16 protein-coding genes are annotated in these 18,688 nt (G+C 64.3%); 9 read left to right on the forward strand and 7 right to left on the reverse strand.

Annotated features, from left to right (window positions below; all coding sequences use genetic code 11):
* Positions 1-2: 2 nt before the first annotated feature.
* On the reverse strand, positions 3-3,614 hold the full coding sequence (putA, locus tag ACIU1A_RS13220; protein WP_404927472.1) for a bifunctional proline dehydrogenase/L-glutamate gamma-semialdehyde dehydrogenase PutA: 3,612 nt from the start codon (positions 3,612-3,614) through the stop codon (positions 3-5).
* Between the two features lie 163 nt (positions 3,615-3,777).
* Between putA and ACIU1A_RS13225 the strand changes: the two genes are divergently transcribed.
* On the forward strand, positions 3,778-4,230 hold the full coding sequence (locus ACIU1A_RS13225) for an Lrp/AsnC family transcriptional regulator (protein WP_404927473.1): 453 nt from the start codon (positions 3,778-3,780) through the stop codon (positions 4,228-4,230).
* 1 nt (position 4,231) lies between these two features.
* On the opposite strand, the gene ACIU1A_RS13230 is transcribed toward ACIU1A_RS13225, so the two are convergent.
* Together ACIU1A_RS13230 and ACIU1A_RS13235 are read right to left on the reverse strand one after the other, a co-directional pair.
* Entirely contained in the window at positions 4,232-5,431 is a 1,200-nt protein-coding gene (locus ACIU1A_RS13230) for a cytochrome-c peroxidase (RefSeq protein WP_404927474.1), read from the reverse strand.
* Positions 5,432-5,438: 7 nt separating this feature from the next.
* Positions 5,439-5,888 (reverse strand): FixH family protein, encoded by a 450-nt coding sequence (locus ACIU1A_RS13235; protein ID WP_140495703.1) that lies wholly within the window; start codon positions 5,886-5,888, stop codon positions 5,439-5,441.
* 152 nt (positions 5,889-6,040) lie between these two features.
* Between ACIU1A_RS13235 and ACIU1A_RS13240 the strand changes: the two genes are divergently transcribed.
* On the forward strand, positions 6,041-6,961 hold the full coding sequence (locus ACIU1A_RS13240; RefSeq protein ID WP_404927475.1) for a sugar kinase: 921 nt from the start codon (positions 6,041-6,043) through the stop codon (positions 6,959-6,961).
* Positions 6,962-6,964: 3 nt separating this feature from the next.
* On the opposite strand, the gene ACIU1A_RS13245 is transcribed toward ACIU1A_RS13240, so the two are convergent.
* The 3 genes from ACIU1A_RS13245 to ACIU1A_RS13255 all read right to left on the reverse strand — a co-directional run bounded on the left by ACIU1A_RS13245 (position 6,965) and on the right by ACIU1A_RS13255 (position 10,708).
* Positions 6,965-7,987, reverse strand: a complete 1,023-nt coding sequence (locus ACIU1A_RS13245) for an aldose epimerase family protein (RefSeq protein ID WP_404927476.1) — start codon at positions 7,985-7,987, stop codon at positions 6,965-6,967.
* 84 nt (positions 7,988-8,071) lie between these two features.
* A complete protein-coding gene (locus ACIU1A_RS13250; protein ID WP_140517224.1) occupies positions 8,072-9,529 on the reverse strand; it encodes an NAD-dependent succinate-semialdehyde dehydrogenase in 1,458 nt (485 codons plus the stop codon).
* 228 nt (positions 9,530-9,757) lie between these two features.
* Entirely contained in the window at positions 9,758-10,708 is a 951-nt protein-coding gene (locus ACIU1A_RS13255) for an AEC family transporter (RefSeq protein WP_404927477.1), read from the reverse strand.
* A gap of 263 nt (positions 10,709-10,971) precedes the next feature.
* Here ACIU1A_RS13255 and ACIU1A_RS13260 point away from each other — a divergent pair, with 263 nt between their 5' ends.
* The 6 genes from ACIU1A_RS13260 to ACIU1A_RS13285 all read left to right on the forward strand — a co-directional run bounded on the left by ACIU1A_RS13260 (position 10,972) and on the right by ACIU1A_RS13285 (position 16,670).
* On the forward strand, positions 10,972-11,520 hold the full coding sequence (locus ACIU1A_RS13260; protein ID WP_140517227.1) for a histidine phosphatase family protein: 549 nt from the start codon (positions 10,972-10,974) through the stop codon (positions 11,518-11,520).
* Positions 11,521-11,823: 303 nt separating this feature from the next.
* Positions 11,824-12,105: an acyl carrier protein gene (locus ACIU1A_RS13265; protein WP_010909964.1), complete on the forward strand. Its 282-nt coding sequence runs from the start codon at positions 11,824-11,826 to the stop codon at positions 12,103-12,105.
* A gap of 17 nt (positions 12,106-12,122) precedes the next feature.
* Positions 12,123-13,310 (forward strand): beta-ketoacyl-ACP synthase, encoded by a 1,188-nt coding sequence (locus ACIU1A_RS13270; protein ID WP_140555078.1) that lies wholly within the window; start codon positions 12,123-12,125, stop codon positions 13,308-13,310.
* A 41-nt stretch (positions 13,311-13,351) separates the two neighbouring features.
* Positions 13,352-14,623, forward strand: a complete 1,272-nt coding sequence (locus ACIU1A_RS13275) for a beta-ketoacyl-ACP synthase (protein ID WP_140495696.1) — start codon at positions 13,352-13,354, stop codon at positions 14,621-14,623.
* A 37-nt stretch (positions 14,624-14,660) separates the two neighbouring features.
* On the forward strand, positions 14,661-15,689 hold the full coding sequence (locus ACIU1A_RS13280) for a zinc-binding dehydrogenase (protein ID WP_140521074.1): 1,029 nt from the start codon (positions 14,661-14,663) through the stop codon (positions 15,687-15,689).
* Between the two features lie 39 nt (positions 15,690-15,728).
* The gene (locus ACIU1A_RS13285) at positions 15,729-16,670 is read left to right on the forward strand and encodes a lipid A biosynthesis lauroyl acyltransferase (RefSeq protein WP_181165334.1); all 942 of its coding nucleotides are present in this window, start codon (positions 15,729-15,731) and stop codon (positions 16,668-16,670) included.
* Positions 16,671-16,714: 44 nt separating this feature from the next.
* Here ACIU1A_RS13285 and ACIU1A_RS13290 read toward each other — a convergent pair whose 3' ends face one another.
* Positions 16,715-17,143, reverse strand: a complete 429-nt coding sequence (locus tag ACIU1A_RS13290; RefSeq protein WP_140879922.1) for a L,D-transpeptidase — start codon at positions 17,141-17,143, stop codon at positions 16,715-16,717.
* A 217-nt stretch (positions 17,144-17,360) separates the two neighbouring features.
* Between ACIU1A_RS13290 and ACIU1A_RS13295 the strand changes: the two genes are divergently transcribed.
* Positions 17,361-18,635 carry an acetylornithine deacetylase/succinyl-diaminopimelate desuccinylase family protein gene (locus tag ACIU1A_RS13295; RefSeq protein WP_224671508.1) on the forward strand — a complete coding sequence of 425 codons (1,275 nt, stop codon included), beginning with the start codon at positions 17,361-17,363 and terminating at the stop codon, positions 18,633-18,635.
* Positions 18,636-18,688 lie beyond the last annotated feature (53 nt).

The following is an 18,688-nucleotide window of genomic DNA, read 5'->3' on the forward strand; positions in this document are numbered from 1 at the left end:
CCTTAAGCGGCAGCAAGCAGGCTGGCATTGCCGCCCGCCGCGGTCGTGTCGACGCAGACGGCCCGCTCATGCGCATAGGCCGCGGGGTTGAGCACTTCGCTGACCAGCGGCACGATCGGCCCTGAGCGTTCGGCGATCACCTTGCGCACGATGCGCGCCGCCTCCGGCGTCCCCGAGAACGCGACGACGTCGACGCGTAACGAACGCGCCTCAACCGGATCGGGGCGGCCGTCGATCGCCGCCAGCGGCAGGCCCTTGCCGGTCAGCGCCGAAAGCGCCGCCGGCGCGCCTGGCGCCACCGCCAGCACCGCGTTGCCGGCGGCGAGCGCCTGGATCGTCTGCGCAAGCAGCGTGTCGCCGTCCGGTCCCAAGCACAGCACCCGGCCGCGCGGCGCCAATGACAGTGTATTGGCCTCGCCGGTCGGCCCGGGCAGGTCGACCTGGCCGAATTCGATACCGGCGGCTGCTCCGATCGCCGCAGCACCTTTGCCGCGCAAATGCTTGCGCAGGATGGCGATGCGGTCCGGCCGCGTCGACCAGCCGCCAAGCGCGGGATCGGGCAGATTGTCGGCGAGTTCGGTCGCCGTCACCTTGTGGCCGTCGCCAACAGGCGCGCCTGCCTCCGGTCCCTTGCGAAAGCGCCGGAGATAATGCGGTCCGCCGGCTTTGGGCCCGGTGCCGGACAGCCCCTCGCCGCCGAACGGCTGCGAGCCGACGACCGCGCCGATCTGGTTGCGGTTGACATAGATGTTGCCGGCATGGATGCCGTCGACGAAATGCTGCACGCGACCCTCGATGCGGGTGTGCAGACCGAACGTCAGGCCGTAGCCCTTGCGGTTGATGGCGGCGATCACCGCGTCAATCTCATCGGCGTCGAAACTGGCGACATGGAGCACCGGCCCGAACACTTCGCGCTCCATCTCCTCGATACCCTTGACCCGAAACACATGCGGCGCGACGAAGCGGCCATCCCTGGGTGCTTCGAGCTTGGCGATCAGCCGTCCCTGCAAACCCATCGTCGTGCAGTAATCGCGGATCGAACCCTGCGCCTCGTCGTCGATGACGGGACCGACATCCGTCGAGATGGCCCAGGGATCGCCGACCTTGAGCGCCTCCATGGCGCCCTTCAGCATCTCCAGCATCTTCTTCTCGACATCCTTCTGCACATAGAGGATGCGCAGCGCCGAACAGCGCTGGCCCGCACTCTGGAAGGCGGAGGCGAGGATATCGCGCACCGCCTGCTCGGGCAGCGCGGTGGAATCGACGATCATGGCATTCAGCCCGCCCGTCTCGGCGATCAGCATGGCATCGGGCGCGGCTGTCTCGGCCAGTTGCTTCTCGATCAGCTTGGCGACCTCGGTCGAGCCGGTGAAGCAGAGGCCGGCAATGCGCGGATCTGATGTCAGTGGCCCGCCGACCGAGGGGCCATCGCCCGGCAGAAGCTGGATGACGTCTTCCGGCACGCCGGCCTCGCGCAGCATTTCGACGGCTCGGAAAGCGATCAGCGGCGTCTGTTCGGCGGGCTTTGCAATTACCGAATTGCCGGTGACGAGCGCCGCGGCGATCTGGCCCGTGAAGATGGCGAGGGGGAAATTCCACGGCGAGATGCAGACAATGACGCCGCGCGCCTCGGTGCCCACTTCGGCATTGGCCGCCTCGGCCGCGTAATAGCGCAGGAAATCCACCGCTTCGCGCACTTCGGCGACGCCGTCGGCCAGCGATTTGCCGGCCTCGCGGGTGGCCAGCGCGAAGAATTCGACGGCATTGGCCTCGTAGAGATCGGCGGCGCGATTGAGGATGGCCACGCGCTCGGCAACCGGACGCTTTGCCCAGGCTGGCTGCGCTTCGACGGCGATGCGCACGGCGGTTGCCGCCTGCTTGGCGGTGGCTTCGCTGACCATGCCCACCACTTCCGAAGGCCTGGCGGGATTGACGACCGGGCGTTGCTCGCCATAGCCGGCCGCGCGCGTGATCGGCTTGGCGTGCCAGCGGTTAGGGCCCGCGAAGGCTGTCCTCTCCTTGTCGATCGCTGCCAACGTCACCGGATCGGTGATGTCGAACCCTTTCGAGTTGCGGCGGCTTGCACCGAAGATGACGGCAGGCCGGGGGATCGCGGGATTGGCGGCGGGGCCTTGGCTCTCGACCGCTTCTAGCGGGTCGCGCGCGATGTCTTCGGGCTCGACATCCTCGTCGGTGAGTTGGTGGACGAAAGATGAATTGGCGCCGTTCTCCAGCAGCCGGCGCACCAGATAGGCGAGCAGGTCGGAATGCGCGCCGACAGGCGCGTAGATGCGGCAGCGCGTGCCTTCGGCCTTACGCACCGTCTCGTGCAACGCCTCGCCCATCCCGTGCAGGCGCTGGAACTCGAAGCTCTCACGGTTCTTCGTCATCGACAGGATGGCGGCGACAGTGTGGGCATTGTGGGTGGCGAATTGCGGATAGATGCGATCGGTCATCGACAAAAGCTTTCTCGCGCAAGCGAGATAAGAAACGTCGGTGTTGACCTTGCGGGTGAAGACGGGGTAGCCGGCGAGCCCCAGCGTCTGCGCCCGCTTGATCTCGGTATCCCAATAGGCACCCTTGACCAGCCGCACCATGATGGTGCGATCGTATTTCGTGGCAAGCGCATAGAGCCAGTCGATGACGAAGGCAGCGCGCGGACCATAGGCCTGGACGACGACGCCAAAGCCGTTCCAGCCTGCAAGCTCCGGCTCGGCAAGCACGCGCTCGATGACGTCGAGCGAGAGGTCGAGGCGATCGGCCTCCTCGGCATCGATATTGAGGCCCATGCGCGAATGGCGCGCCGCGAGCGCCAGCGAAAGGAGCCGCTCGGCCATGACAGGCAGCATCTCTTCCTTCTGCGCTTCCTCGTAGCGCGGATGCAGCGCCGAGAGCTTCACCGAGATGCCGTGGTTGTGGCGGATATCAGGCCCGTTTGAACCGGCATCGAGTGACGAGATGGCGTCGGCGTAGGCCTTGTGGTAACGCAGCGCATCGGCCTCGGTGCGGGCTGCCTCGCCCAGCATGTCGAAGGAATAGAGATAACCCTTCTGCGTCATCGGCCGGCCGCGCTTCACCGCTTCGGCGATGGTGCGGCCGAGCACGAACTGCTCGCCCATCTCGCGCATCGCCGCCGCCACCGCCTTGCGGATGACGGGCTCGCCGAGCCGGCGCACCATGGCGCGCAGCGTGCCTTCGATGCCGCCCTCGCCTTCATCGAGCACGCGGCCGGTCAGCATCAGCGCCCACGTCGATGCATTGACGAAGATGGAGCTCGAGCCGCCCGAATGCGCCGACCAGTCGTGCGGCGCGATCTTGTCGGCGATCAGGTCGTCCATCGTCTCGGTATCGGGCACGCGCAGCAGTGCTTCGGCCAGGCACATCAGCGCCACGCCCTCCTTGGTGGAAAGGCCATAGGCGGAGAGGAAAACCTCCATCAGCCGTGGATCGGACGAGCCGCGCACCGCCCGCACCAGATCGGCGGCACGAGCCGAAATCGCCCGGCGATCCTCCGCCGAGAGGCCGCTCGCCTCGGCCAGCCGCTTCACGGCCTGATCCTCGTCGGGCAGATAGTTGGCGCGGATTTGCTGGCGGATGGCGTCGAGCGCTGGCATGGCGAGTCCTACGGGCAAGCACAAGGGAGCGGGCCGGCGGCTGCCGGACCGAATGGCGCAAGCTAGCACAAGTGCCGATTTTCAGGCGGTCTGAAGAAATCGACATTGCAGTACGATCGATCTATCATACTACTATAAATCACCGAAACAGGCTGAATTTTCGATGACAGAAGACCAATTGGACCGCATCGACAGGAACATCCTGTCGGCGCTGGCAAGCAACGGCAGGCTTTCCATGTCGGAGCTCGCCGCCAAGGTCGGCCTGTCCAAGACGCCGGTGCAGGCGCGGGTGAAGCGGCTGGAGAAGGACGGCTATATCAGGGGCTACCAGGCGATTATCGACCGCGAGCGCATGGGCGAAGGCCATGTCGCCTTCGTCCAGGTGAAACTGTCCGACACCCGTTCGGCCGCACTCGATGCCTTCAACCGTGCCGTACAGGCCGTGCCCGAGATCGAGCAGTGCCACATGATGGCGTCGAGCTTCGACTACCTTTTGAAGGTGCGGACCCGGGACATCGCCGCCTACCGCCGCGTGCTCGGCGAACGCATCTCCGCCTTGCCCCATGTCGCCCAGACCTCGACCTTCGTGGCGATGGAGACTGTGAAGGATCGATAGTTCATTCCGCCAAGGTATTCAAAAACGCCACCAGCGCCGCGAGCTCGCGGTCCGACAGCTCAAGCGGATGAATTTCGGATGTACCCTCAATGCTGGGGGCTGCCTTCGCGTAATGCGCCACCACTTCGTCGAGCGACGCGAACTGACCGGCGTGCATGTAGGGCGGCCGCGTGGCCGCGCCGCGCAGCGAAGGCGTCTTGTAGGCGCGCACCAATTCCGGCGTATCCTTGACCATGAACCGCAATTCGCCGCAGGCGTCGACATCGCCATCACGGTAGGCGCCGAAACAGTTGAACGGGTCGGCCTGAACTTGGCCTACCGCATCGACGCGGCCGCGATCCGGCGGCAGGCCCTTGACCGGCGGCACGCCGGTGTTGTGGAACCCATTGTCGGTGAAGCGCGGCCCGTTGTGGCAGGTCACGCATTTGGCCTTGCCGATGAACAGTTTCAGGCCGAGGATTTCCTCCCGGGAGAAGGCGGCGTCGCCTTTCGGCTCGGCGCCGGTCGCCAGGTCCAGCGCGAACCGGTCGAAGCGGGTCTGCGGCGGCTCGATCGAGCGTTCGAAGGCAGCGATTGCCTTGCCGATGTTGGCGAACACCCGGTTTATCGCGTCACGCTGCTGGTCGCTCATGGCGCGCCATGCAGCCTTCTCGGCATCGCTGCCGAGCGGACTGGCATTGGCTGGTATGTCGGACAGATCGGGCAGCGGGCCGAAGATGCGCTCGTAGCGGTCGCCGAAGCGCGCCTTGATGTAATGCGCATAGGCGGCACGGTTTCCCGCCTGCTCCAGCGGGTTCTCCAGCGGCGTGAGCGCCTGCGCCCACAGGCTGTCGCGCCGTCCGTCCCAGAAAAACCAGGGATCGCGCGCGATGCCGGCGAGCGGCATGGTACGCCGGTTCGTGCGGCCGACGCCAACCGCCTGCGGCAGGCCGTCCTGAAACTGCCGGTCGATCTTGTGGCAGGTCGAGCAGGACACCGTGCCGTCGCGGCTCATGCTGGCGTCGAAGAACAGCGTCGAGCCAAGGGCAGCGGCGGCCGGGACATCGGCGAACCGGTTGGTGGTGTCGGGTTTCAGGGCCGGCAGCCTCGACAGCGCCAGCGAGGCGATGGTCTTCTTCTCGGCATCGGAAAAATCCGGCTTGCCGCAGCCGGCAAGGACGGCCATCGCCATCAAGACGAAAAAGCGCGCAAGACGCCTCATCTGCGGCTCACAGCACGACGTTGAAGACGACCGTATCCGACCCAGCCGTCGCGGAGATGGCAAAATGCAGCTGCCACCAGCCGCTCATGGTGAATTTCACGCCTTCGATGCGATAGCGCCCGTCGCCGAGATAGTCCGTCGCTTGCGGGCTGGTCGGCAGGCCGTGGCGGTGCTGCGGCATGCCTCCCGATACCGCGATCGCGGCCCCTTCCACCGGCGTCCCGGCTATCGTCTTCAACGTCAACAGCCAGGCTTCCAGTTCGCCTTGACGGACGACGCCGCGTTCCGGCGCGAAGCTCGCCATGAACAATCCGTTCTCGGTCTTTTTGGTTCGGGAGATATCCGGGCCGGCAACCTGCGCGGTTCGCGGTGCGGTCAGATAGACCACTGCCAGGATGCCAGCCAGCAAGGCTGCCAGACCAAGACCCGCCAAAAGATAACGCCATATCGAAGCCAAGCCGGTTCCTCTTCAGGGGATAACGTTTTGCCGCACCGATCGCATCCCGCCAAACCTGTTGGAATCGCAGGTGACGGAAAAAACCGCCCTTGCCAAGCATGGCGCTCTACTCTCCAAAAAGCTACAGCAGCATCGTAACAGGGGAATGGATCATGATCGGCAAAGGTGTCGCCTCGATCGGCGAATGCATGATCGAGCTTTCGGGCCAAACGGGTTCGAACTGGCGCATGGGATTTGCCGGCGATACGTTCAACACGCTGTGGGCCCTGCATGCGCTGAGTGGAAGGCCAGCGACCTACGTCTCGGCTTTCGGAGACGATCCTTTCTCGCAAGACCAGATCGGCTTCTTCGCGGACAATGGCATCGGCATTGGCGAAAGCCCTGTTATCCCGGGGGCGCGGCCCGGCCTCTATGCCATCACGCTGACCGGCGCGGAACGCTCCTTCACCTATTGGCGCGGCGATGCGGCTGCCAGGCAGCTTGCCTCCAATCCGGCTGCGTTGGCAAAAAGCCTTGAAAAGCAGGCGCTCGTCTACTTTTCCGGAATCACTTTGGGAATTCTGGACTCCGCTGCGCGCACCACGTTGCTGTCGGCCGTGGCCGAGGCACGATCCGCGGGGTCGCTGATCGCCTTCGATCCCAACTACCGGCCCCGACTGTGGCGCGATCGCGAGGAGGCGCAAGCCGCGATCCTGGAGGCGCTCGCCGTCACCGACATCGCATTGCCGACTTTCCCGGACGAGCAGATGCTGTTCGGCGATGAAGCGCCACAGGCAACGGCTAGGCGGCTCGGGCAACTGGTCGGCGAAGTCGTGGTCAAGAACGGTGAACAGCCGGCGCTGATCGTCGAGAACGGGACGCTGCGGGACGTTCAGGCGATCCATGTGGCCACGCCCGTCGACACCACGGGCGCGGGCGATTCCTTCAACGGCGGCTATCTCGCCGCGCGTCTCGCCGGACACACCCCTGCGGAGGCTACAAAGCGCGCGCACCGTGTCGCGGCCAGCGTGGTGCAGGTTCGCGGCGCATTGGCGCCATTCGAGACGTTGCGTGCGGCATTCGAAACGGATTGAGGGTCAGGGCAGCCGGAACCGATATTCCGTCACGTGATGGTAGATCGCACCCGGCCACAGTGTCGCCTGCGGGAAATACGGCCGGTTCGGTGCGTCCGGCCATATTTGCGGCTCCAGGCAAAAACCACAGAAAGCTTTGTGGTTTCGCCCTTCCAGCCCCGTGCGCGGCGTCACATACTGGCCGGTATAGAGCTGGACGCCGGGCTCCGTGGTCCACAGTTCCATCTCGACGCCGGAGTTCGCTCCTTGCACCCACGCCGCCTGCTTGAGCGGCCCACGCGCCGAGGCGAGGCAGAAATTCTGGTCGTAGGCAAGCTGCTCGCCTTCGATCTCCATGCGCAGCGGCCGCGCCTGGCGGAAATCGAAGGGCGTGCCGTCGACAGGCTTCACCGTGCCCGTCGGAATCATTTCGCCATCCACCGGCAGATAGGCGCCGGCATTGAGCATCATCCGGTGATCGAGGATGTCGCCCGTCCCGCCATCATCGAGATTGAAGTAGGAATGCTGCGTGAGATTGCACAGCGTCGGCTCCTCGCATGTGGCTGATATCTCGACGCTGAGCGTGCCGGGGATCTTCAGCCGGTAGGTGCAGGTGACGTCGAGTGCGCCGGGAAAGCCCATCGTGCCGTCGGGATCGTGCAGCGTCAGCGTGACGAAGTCCCGCCCGTGCAGCGAAACCGTCCACGGCCGATGGAAAAAGCCTTGCGAGCCTCCATGCAGCGTGTGCTTGTCGAGAAAATTGCGCTCGGTCTGGTAGCGCTTGCCGGCGATGGTGAAACGGCCGTCGCGGATGCGGTTGGCATAGCGGCCGACGACCGCGCCGAAGAAAGCCGTGTCGGTTTCATAGGATGATAGATTATCATAGCCGAGCACGATAGGCGCATCGTGGCCGGCTAGGCGCAGGTCCTGGATGATCGCGCCGAGCCCAAGGATATTGGCGCTAAGTCCGCCGCCTCTGATGGTGAAGCGGCAGATCGGGTCGCCCGCCTGGGTGGTGCCGAAAACCTCGCCGTCCTTCATTGCCATGCCCGCAAACGTCAGTTGATCCAGACGGCCCGTTTCGTAGCCGGGGCAGGCAGATCACAGGCTGCCTGTCCCGGCGACAGTCTATCAGAGGCCGAGGCCGCCGATGCAGACATATTTGGTGTCGAGGTAATCCTCGATACCCTGATGTCCGCCTTCCTTGCCGAGCCCGGACTCCTTGACGCCGCCGAACGGTGCTTCCGGCGTGGTGATCAGGCCTTCGTTGACGCCGACCATGCCATATTTCAGCCCTTCCATGACGCGGAAGGCGCGGCCGAGATCGCCGGTGTAGAAATAGCAGGCGAGGCCGAATTCGGTGTCATTGGCAAGCGCAATCGCTTCTTCCTCGGTCTCGAACCTGAAGACGGGCGCCACCGGCCCGAATATCTCTTCCTTCATGAAGCGCATCTTGGGCGTCGCATCGGCGATGACGGTCGGCTGGAAGAACGAGCCGCCGAGCGCATGGCGCTTGCCGCCGGCGACGACCTTGCCGCCCTTCGAAGTCGCATCGGCGATCAGTTCCTCGACCTTCTCGACCGCCTTCTCGTCGATCAGCGGCCCCTGCTGCACGCCTTCCTCCAGGCCGGAGCCGACCTTCAGCTTGTCGCTGGCGGCAGCCAGCTTCTCGACGAACCGGTCATAGACGCCGGCCTGGACAAGGAAGCGGTTCGTACAGACGCAGGTCTGGCCCGAATTGCGATACTTGGCCGTGATCGCACCGGCGACGGCGCGGTCGATGTCGGCGTCGTCGAAGACGATGAACGGCGCATTGCCGCCGAGCTCCATCGACACCTTCTTCACGGTGACGGACGACTTCTGGATCAGGATCTTGCCGACCTCGGTCGAGCCGGTAAAAGTGATCTTCTTGACCAGCGGATTGGCGCAGATCTCATCGCCAATTTCGCCGGCCGCACCGGTCAGGATGTTGATCACGCCCTTGGGGAAGCCGACTTCCTCGGCCAGCGCGCCCCAGGCGAGACCGGAGTAAGGCGTCTGCGAGGCGGGCTTGACCACGGCGGTGCAACCCGCGGCGAGTGCCGGGCCGAGCTTGCGGGCCAGCATCGAGGACGGGAAATTCCACGGCGTGATGGCGGCGATGACGCCGACCGGTTCCTTGGTCACCAGGATGCGGCGGTCCGCCCACGGCGACGGCACGACATCACCATAGGTGCGGCGGCCCTCCTCGGCGAACCACAGGATGTAGGAGGCGGCCGAGCCGATCTCGCCCTTCGATTCGAACAGCGACTTGCCCTGTTCAATGGTCAGGAGCTCCGCCAGAACGTCCTGATTGTCCATCATGGCATCGTGCAGCTTGCGCAGCAGCTTCGAGCGCTCGAGCGCGGTGGTCTTACGCCAGGTCTTGAACGCTTCGTCGGCGGCTTCGATGGCGCGGCGGGTCTCGACCTTGCCCGCTTTCGGCACGGTGCCGATCTTGAGGCCGGTTGCCGGATTGGTGACGTCGACCGTCTGGCCGCTGTCGGCCTGCACCCATTCGCCGTTGATGAGATTGGCCTGGCGCATGAAATGGCTGGTTTTCTGAAGCATGGTCTAGCCTCCGTTCGGCGCTCACGGGCCGCTATCTGGATGTCTTCGATTAGCGCACCGTGCGCTGGGGCCATTGCTCTTAACCTAGGGAAAGCCCCGCAAGCAATCGCAAGATGGCATATAGGGGTTATGCCAGTGCAAGGCGAGAGCCGAGGTTTGATTTCACCGCTGAGACATCGCGTCAAACCGGATTCACGCCGAGCGGCTCAGACCCCGGTCTTATTCATGTCAGCCGAAGACGTGCACGCTCACCGCGAGCCAGCAAGCCGTGGTGACGACCGCGCTCGCGGTCGCGATGGTCATCTGGTTCGACGCCAGCGCCTGGCCGGTGTTGAACTGCACGGCGATGAGATAGGAATTGATGCCGGATGGCAGCGCCGCCACCACGACCGCTACCTTGGCGGTCAAGGGCGGCAGGCCGAGCAACCAGACGAAGATCAGAACCAGCGCCGGCATCAGGAACAGCTTCAGCGTTGATAGCGCCAGCGCCGGGCGGACATTGCCTGATATGCCGAAGCGGCGCAGGCTGAGCCCCATGGCGAACAGCGCCACCGGCCCGGCGGTGCCGGCCAGCGCGTCCACCAGCCGCATGACCAGTTCGGGCAGCGGGATGCCGCTGAAGCGCCATGCGAGACCCAAAAGAATGCCGATGATCAGCGGATTGATGAACAGCCGCCTCAGGAAATTGCGGACGACGCGCACGGGATGCACATGCTCGCCGCCGCCGCGGCCGAACATCTCGATCAGCACGATCGAAGCCATCATCATGACAGGCAGATGCACGGAAACCAGGAGCGACAGCACCTCGAATCCATCCCGCCCGAATATGCCGAGAATGAACGGCGCGCCGAGCAGGACAACATTGGAATAGGCCGACGACACGCCGCCGACGACACCCGCGCGTGCGTCGCGTCCGAATATCCGCGTGGTAACGACATGGCCGGCGGCCCAGGTGATTGCCACCGCCGCGAAATAGGCCCCCCATAGGGACCACGGTGCCACACCGTGGAAATCGGCATTCACCATCGTCTGGAACAACAGCAGCGGCATCGCAACGCTGACCGCGAAATCGGATATCCCCTCGCCGCTCGCCGGCTTCATATAACCGGTGAACCCGGCGAGATAGCCGAGCGCGACGAGGCTGAAGACGAAAAGGACGGTTTCGGTAAGCGGAGACATTTTTCCAGGGATAGGCGAGCCAAGGTCGCGGTGCAATCGCGCCCGAATTTCTTCGACCCCGAATTTGTTCTGCCAAGCGGGGCATCGCCGAAGGCGGCTGGACTTTTCCCATCCCGCTCACGACCGGAAGACCGATCTGGTGAAGCAGCGGATGACGAAGGAGAAGTGAGACCGCGGAGACCGCAGGCCTTTCGCTTGTCTTTGTACCTGCTTTCCGATCCCTATATGCGGGTGGCCGGTGCCCGGCTTCTGGAAGGATTACGATGATCCGATTTGCCTTGGCGTTGTTCCTGTTTGGCGTTCCGGCTGCAGCGCATGCGACGGATGCCGGCTGGGCGCTGCTGCGCGATGGCGGCCATGTCGTGCTTTTGCGCCATGCCATGGTCACCGGCACCACCGATCCCGCCAATTTTGATATCGACAGCTGCGCCACCCAGGTCAATCTGTCCGCACGCGGCAAGCAGCAGTCGAGCAAGATCGGCGCCTTGCTTGCCGCCCGCGCCGCGCCGATCGAGCGCGTGCTGTCCAGCCGCTATTGCCGCTGCCTCGACACCGCGCGCATCGCCTTCGAGACCGAGCCGGAGCCTTTCGCGCCGCTCGACCTGCTGAAGGGCGACGCGGCGCAAAAGGCGGCCCAGATCGCCGCGATCATGAAGGAAATCCGCGCCTATTCCGGCTCTGACAACCTGGTCATGGTCACTCATCTGGAAAATATCGCTGCGTTGACCGGCGTCTCGCCGCGCGAGGGCGAAGCCGTTGTCGTCGAGCCGCAGGGCGACGGTCTGCGTGTGCTCGGCCGGGTTACGTTCTAAATCGGGGCCGACCGGCGCATCCGCGAGCAGCCCCGCGTCGATGAGGACTTGCGACAGAGGTAATGTTGCCAAAATACCACCCAAAAAAGATGCCGCGCTAGGGCCGCGACAATGAGGCCAACATCATCCGCGGCCGCCAGCCATGTACGGGCCGCCGGGTTGACCGGCGGCCCGTCTTGCGTTTCTTGGGCACGCTACCCATCTGCACCCGGCGTATCAGGCCTTTTCCTGCCGGGAAAAACCGATTAGACAGCGCCCAAACAAGATGCGGACAGATTCCGCCCGCAACCGAAGGAAAAGCCCTTGTCCACCACGTTCGACAAAGTCGCCAAGATCATTGCCGACACCAGCGAGATCGACATCGACACCATCACGCCCGAGAGCCACACGATCGACGATCTCGGCATCGACAGCCTCGATTTCCTCGACATCGTCTTCGCCATCGACAAGGAATTCGGCATCAAGGTGCCGCTGGAAAAGTGGACCCAGGAAGTCAATGACGGCAAGGCTTCGACGGACGATTACTTTGTCATGAAGAACCTGTGCGCCAAGATCGACGCACTGGTCGCCGCCAAGACCGCCTGATCCGTACCCGATCATCCATGAGCCCCCGCGACGTCGTCATCACCGGCATTGGCCTTGTCTCCTCGTTGGGAGAAGGCCCCGATGAACACTGGCGCAAGCTCACTCAGCCGGGTCAGAAGCCGGTGCTCGAAGCCGAGCGTTTCGCGCCCTACACCGTCCATCCGCTGCCGGAGATCGACTGGAACCTGCAGATCGCCAAGCGCGGCGACCAGCGCCAGATGGAAACCTGGCAGAGGCTCGGCACCTATGCCGCGGGTCTTGCGCTGGACGATGCCGGCATCAAGGGCAATGACGAGCTCTGCACGACCATGGACATGGTCGTGGCCGCCGGCGGCGGCGAGCGCGACGAAGCGGTCGATGCCGCCATCCTGGCCGCCTCGGAAAGCCGCAACGACCGTGACGTGCTGCTCAACGAGAAGCTCACCACCGAACTGCGCCCCACCCTGTTCCTGGCACAGCTTTCCAATCTGCTCGCCGGCAACATCTCCATCGTCCACAAGGTGACGGGATCGTCCAGGACCTTCATGGGCGAGGAAGGCGCCGGCGTAGCCGCCGTCGAGACGGCTGCCGCGCGCATTCGTTCCGGCCAGTCGACGCATATACTGGTGGGCGGCGCCTTCCAGACCGAACATTCCGATATGTTGCTCGGCTATGAGCTTGCCGGCTACCTGCATCGCGGCGCCTGGAAGCCCGTCTGGCAGCGGCAAGGCGCCGAAGGTGGCGGCGTGGTATCGGGATCCGGCGGCGCTTTCCTGGTGCTGGAGCAGCGCGAACACGCGGCAAGCCGGGGGCGCAGGATCTATGCCGAGCTCGGCCCGGTCGTCTCCGGCCGTGCCAGGCGGCGGCAGGGCGAGCTCGATTCCGAGATCGCGGCGCTGCTCAAGAAGACCGCCGTGCCGAATGGCGGCTTGCTTTCCCTGTCTGGCGCCTCAGGCGCTCACGCGGCTACCGCCGCCGAGAAGTCGGCGTTCGACAGCAATCCCGCGATCGCGGTGCGCGGCTTCGCGACGCTGACCGGCCACATGAAGGAAGCGCAGTTTCCCTTCGCCGTGGCGCTGGCGGCGCTCGCCGTCGACCGCAAGGCCGCTTATCCCGTTTTCGATGCCGCTGCCGAGAAACCGTTCGAAGGCATTCCAAGAAGCGTCCTTGCAACGGCGATCGGCTACCACCAATTCGAGGGCATGGCGCTGGTCAACGCCGCATAGAGCGGCCAGCCACATACAACGATAAAGGTTAGGGCTTCCGGATGGCCAATCTCAGAGATCACATGGGCAGGCCGATCGTTGCCGTCACAGGCATCGGCGTGGTTACTTCCCTTGGAGCCGGCAAATCAGACAACTGGACGGCGCTGACCTCGGGCAGATCGGGCATCCACCCGATCACCCGCTTCCCTGTCGACCACCTCAACACCCGCATTTCCGGCATGGTCGATTTCCTTGCGTCGAGCTCGAAGGGCGCCAGTCCCCTCACCTACGAACTGGCGGAGACCGCCGCGCAGGAAGCTGTTGCCGAAGCCGGCCTCAATTCCAGCGACTTCGGCGGACCGCTGTTTCTGGCCTCGCCGCCGGTCGAACTTGACTGGCATGAGCGGTTCGCGCTCTATAATTCCGACAAGCACGACGCCGGTGCCGAAAGGCTGCTTCGGGTAGCGCGCGGCTTGAAGGAGCTCGATACATTCGAGACCACGCAGTTCGGGTCGATCGCCGACCGGCTCGCCGACCGTTTCGGCACGCGCGGCCTGCCGATCACGCTGTCGACCGCTTGCGCCTCCGGTGCAACGGCCATCCAGCTTGGGGTCGAGGCAATCCGCAGAGGCGAATGCGACCGGGCGCTGTCGATCGGCGCGGACGGCTCGGCGACCGCCGAGGCGCTGATCCGTTTTTCGCTGCTGTCGGCGCTTTCGACCCACAACGACATCCCGGAAAAGGCTTCTAAGCCCTTCTCCAAGGACCGCGACGGCTTCGTGCTGGCCGAAGGTTCCGGCGCTCTGGTGCTGGAATCGCTGGAGGCAGCGCTCGCCCGTGGAGCAAGCGTTCTGGGCATTCTGCGCGGCTGCGGCGAAAAGGCGGACGATTTCCACCGCACCCGCTCCAAGCCGGATGGTTCGCCGGCCATCGCGGCGGTGCGCGCCGCCCTCGCCGATGCCGGCCTGGGCGAGGACGAGATCGACTATGTCAACGCGCATGGCACCTCGACGCCGGAAAATGACAAGATGGAGCACCTGTCGCTGTCGACTGTGTTCGGCGAGCGGATCGGCTCGATGCCGATCTCGTCCAACAAGTCCATGATCGGCCATACGCTGTCCGCCGCCGGCGCGGTGGAAGCGGCGTTTTCTCTCATGACCATGCGCGAAGGCGTCATTCCGCCGACCATCAACTACGACAATCCCGATCCGGCGATCGTGCTCGATGTCGTGCCCAACAAGAAGCGCAATGCGCAGGTTGGCACCGTGCTTTCGAACTCCTTCGGCTTTGGCGGCCAGAACACTTGCCTTGTCATGGCGCGGGAACCGGTCTAAGCGAGCCACTTCCGCTAGAACAGAACCGACAGGCTCCATGCGCGCACTGCAACTTATCGAGGACCGCCGTCTTGAAACGGTGGACCTGCCGCCCCCGCCGCCGCCCGCGCTCGGCGAGGTGACGCTGCGCATCAAGGCAGTGGCGCTGAACCACATTGACGTCTGGGGCTGGCGCGGCATGGCTTTCGCCAAGCGCAAGCTGCCGCTGGTCGTCGGCGCGGAAGCCTCCGGCGAGGTCGAGACCGTCGGTCCCGGCGTTTCCGGCCTGCTGCCGGGACAGTTGGTCTCGATCTACGGCGCGCGCACCTGCGGCCTTTGCCGTGCCTGCCGCGAAGGCCGCGACAATCTTTGCGAACACGTCTCGGGCGTTCATGGCTTCCACCTCGACGGCTTCGCGCAGGAGAAGATCAACCTGCCGGCGCGCCTGCTGGTCCCCGTCCCTCCAGGCGTGAGCGAGATCGGCGCGGCTGTCGCCCCCGTCACTTTCGGCACCGTCGAACACATGCTGTTCGACAATGCCAGGCTCGAGCCCGGCGAGACGATCCTTGTCCACGCCGGCGGATCCGGCATCGGCTCGGCCGCCATCCAGCTGGCGAAGCGGATGGGCTGCACGGTCATCACCACGGTCGGCTCGAACGACAAGATAGACAAGGCCAAGGCGCTCGGCGCCGATCATGTCATCAACTACCGTGACGACCGGTTCGAGGGCGTCGTGCGCAAGCTGACCAAGAAGAAGGGCGTCGACGTCGTCTTCGAACATGTCGGCGCCGACACTTTTGCCGGCTCGATGCTGTGCCTGAAGCGCGGTGGCCGGCTCGTCACCTGCGGCTCGACGTCCGGCGTGTCGGCGCAGGTCAATCTGATGCAGCTCTTCCAGCAGCAGTTGAAGCTGCTCGGCTCCTTCGGCTGCCGCATGGAGAACATGGCCAACGCCATGCAGAAGATGGCGGCGGGACAGGTCGCACCCGTCATCGATACCGAAGTCGGCTTCGACGACATCGACGCCGCGCTGAAGCGCATGGAAGGCCGCGACGTCTTTGGCAAGATCATCCTACGCGTCGTCTAGGCCCTGACTTCTGTGTTGAAGAAGCTTCGCCGCGACCTGATGTTCCGCTACGGCCGGCAATTGCGCCGGTTCGAGCACTGGCTGGTCGCGCGCATTGCGATGATCATCATCTCGGTGCTGCGCCTGCTGCCCCCCGACAGCGCGCTGAATTTCGCCGACCGCGTCGCCCGCCGCATCGGTCCATGGGTCGGACGCCATAATGTGGCCGTCGAGAATCTGCGCAAGGCCTATCCGCACAAGAGCGAAGCCGAGATCCAGGCCATCGCCTCCGACATGTGGGGCAACATGGCGCGTCTCGCCGCCGAATACATCTTTCTCGACGCCTTGTTCGACTACGATCCAGCCGCCACCAGTCCCGGCCGTGTCGAGGTCAGGGGAGTAGACCATTTCGTCGAGATCGCGGCCGAAAAGAAGCCGCACATCGTCTTCACCGGACATCTCGGCAATTTTGAATTGCTGCCGGTGGCGGCGGCTACTTTCGGCATGAATATCACCGCGCTGTTTCGCCCGCCCAACAATCCTTACCTGGCTGACTACATCCTCTCGACGCGCCGCGCGACCATGGGATCGTTGCTGCCCTCGATGGCGGGCGCTTCGTTCGCGCTCGCCTCGGTATTGGAAAACGGCGGCAATATCGGGGTCCTCGTCGACCAGAAGTTCACGGGCGGCCTGGAAACGACATTCTTCGGCCGCCCCTGCCAGAGCAATCGCGTGCTCGGCACACTTGCCCGTCATTATGATTGCGACGTCTACCCGGCGCGCTGCGTCAGGCTGCCGGGCAACCGCTTCAGGCTCGAGATAGAAGAGAAGCTGACATTGCCCCGCACCGCCGATGGCAGTGTCGACGTGCGCGCCACCACCCAGCTTCTCAACGACGTGGTCGAGCGCTGGGTGCGCGAGGATCCCGGCCAGTGGATGTGGTTCCACAAGAGATGGGACATCAGCCGCAAGCGACGCAAGGCAAAGACCCGAAGCGCCTAGCCTGAATCCGTCCGATGCGCCTCCGCCACAAGCCGGCTTAGCAGTCAGTTCCTCACGACGATGCGCGTGTTGCCGAAGCCGACTTCTCGCACCATCGAGTAGAAAGCCGCCGCATTGGCCGTATGCAGCCGCACGCAGCCATGCGACGCCGGTCGGCCGAGCTGCCTCACCGCGCCCGTTCCGTGGATGGCATAGCCGCCGTGGAAGAACACGGAATAAGGCATCGGCGACATGTCGTATTTGCGCGAATACCACATCCGGGCCGTTCGCTGCGGCCGGTAGGAGCCGCGCGGTGTGAAGTAGCCGGACCGAGCCGTGGACACGCTCCACCGGTAAACCTCCTGGCCGTACCTGACCGTCATCGTCTGCGATGACACGTCTATATTTGCAATGAGGCTGGCTGCCCAGCTCTGCACCGAAGCACCCCACAGCATCGTGACAAGTGCTGCTGCCATGAGAACTGTCTTTTTCATGCGATCAAACCCCTTTGATTGCCCCTTGCCTGCCTTCACGTCGTTTTTCATCTCTTTAATGACAGGTGAACGGGATAACATATACCCTTGACCAATTCGCCAATCCAAAGCAGCGAATTTGAACGAATTCCCGCAAGAGTTGCCGTAACGACACGCCGCAACGGCCTAATTGCCAGCGGACTTGCAAAACGACGCCGATCGCTGCTCAACTCGGGCCATGAACGAGCGACTCTTCCAAGCGATCGATGACCGGCGTGACGATCTCGTCGCGCTGACCGCCGAGCTGATCCGCTTTCCCACCATCAACCCGCCCGGCGAAGCGTACCGGCCATGCGCCGAATTTCTTGGCGCGCGGCTGAAGAAGAGCGGCTTTCAGACCGAGTTCATCCGTGCCGAGGGCACGCCCGGCGACACCGACCGCTACCCGCGCGTCAACGTCGTCGCTCGCTTCGATGGGCGCTCGCCTGGCGCCTGCGTCCATTTCAACTCGCATATCGATGTCGTCGAGGCCGGCGACGGCTGGACCGTCGATCCCTTCGCCGGCATCGTCAGGGACGGCAAGGTCTACGGCCGCGGCGCCTGCGACATGAAGGGCGGCCTGGCTTCCTCGATCATCGCGGCCGAAGCCTTCATGGAGGTATTTCCCGATTTTCCCGGCGCTATCGAGATATCAGGCACGGTCGACGAGGAATCCGGCGGCTTCGGCGGTGTCGCGCATCTGGCGAGGCTCGGCTATTTCTCGAAACCCAGGGTCGACCACGTCATCATTCCCGAACCGCTGAACAAGGACCGCATCTGCCTTGGCCATCGCGGCGTCTGGTGGGCCGAGATCGAGACCAAGGGCGAGATCGCGCATGGCTCGATGCCGTTCCTCGGCGACAATGCGGTGCGCCATATGGGCGCCGTGCTGCAGGCATTCGAGGACGAATTGTTCCCCGCGCTTGACCGCAAGATGACGCGCATGCCGGTCGTGCCCGAAGGGGCGAAGCGTTCCACCATGAACATCAACTCCATCCATGGCGGCCAGACCGAGGATTTCCGGCCCGGCCTGCCCTCGCCCAACGTGCCCGATTCCTGCCGGCTGACCATCGACCGCCGCTTCCTGCTCGAAGAGGATCTCGCCACGGTCAAGGGCGAGGTGACCGGCATTCTCGAGCGGCTGAAGCGTGATCGGCAAAAGTTCGACTACGAGATCCGTGACCTGATGGAGGTGCTGCCGCTGATGACCGAACGCGACGCTCCCGTCGTCAAGGCAATCGCGCAAGGCATCCACGCGATCTTCGATCGCGAGCCCGACTACGTCATTTCACCGGGCACCTACGACCAGAAGCACATTGCCCGCATCGGCCATGTCTATGATTGCATCGCCTATGGCCCGGGCATTCTCGATCTCGCCCACCGGCCGGACGAATGGGTCGGGATCTCGGATATGGTGGAATCGGCCAAGGTGATGGCGTTCGGGCTCAACATGCTGCTGCGCGGCGCCCGATAGCGCCGCACGGGCAAGAGCCAACGATCGATGCGGCCGTCCGGAGAAAAACATTC

The organism is Mesorhizobium maamorense (genome assembly GCF_044998965.1).
GTDB lineage: Bacteria > Pseudomonadota > Alphaproteobacteria > Rhizobiales > Rhizobiaceae > Mesorhizobium.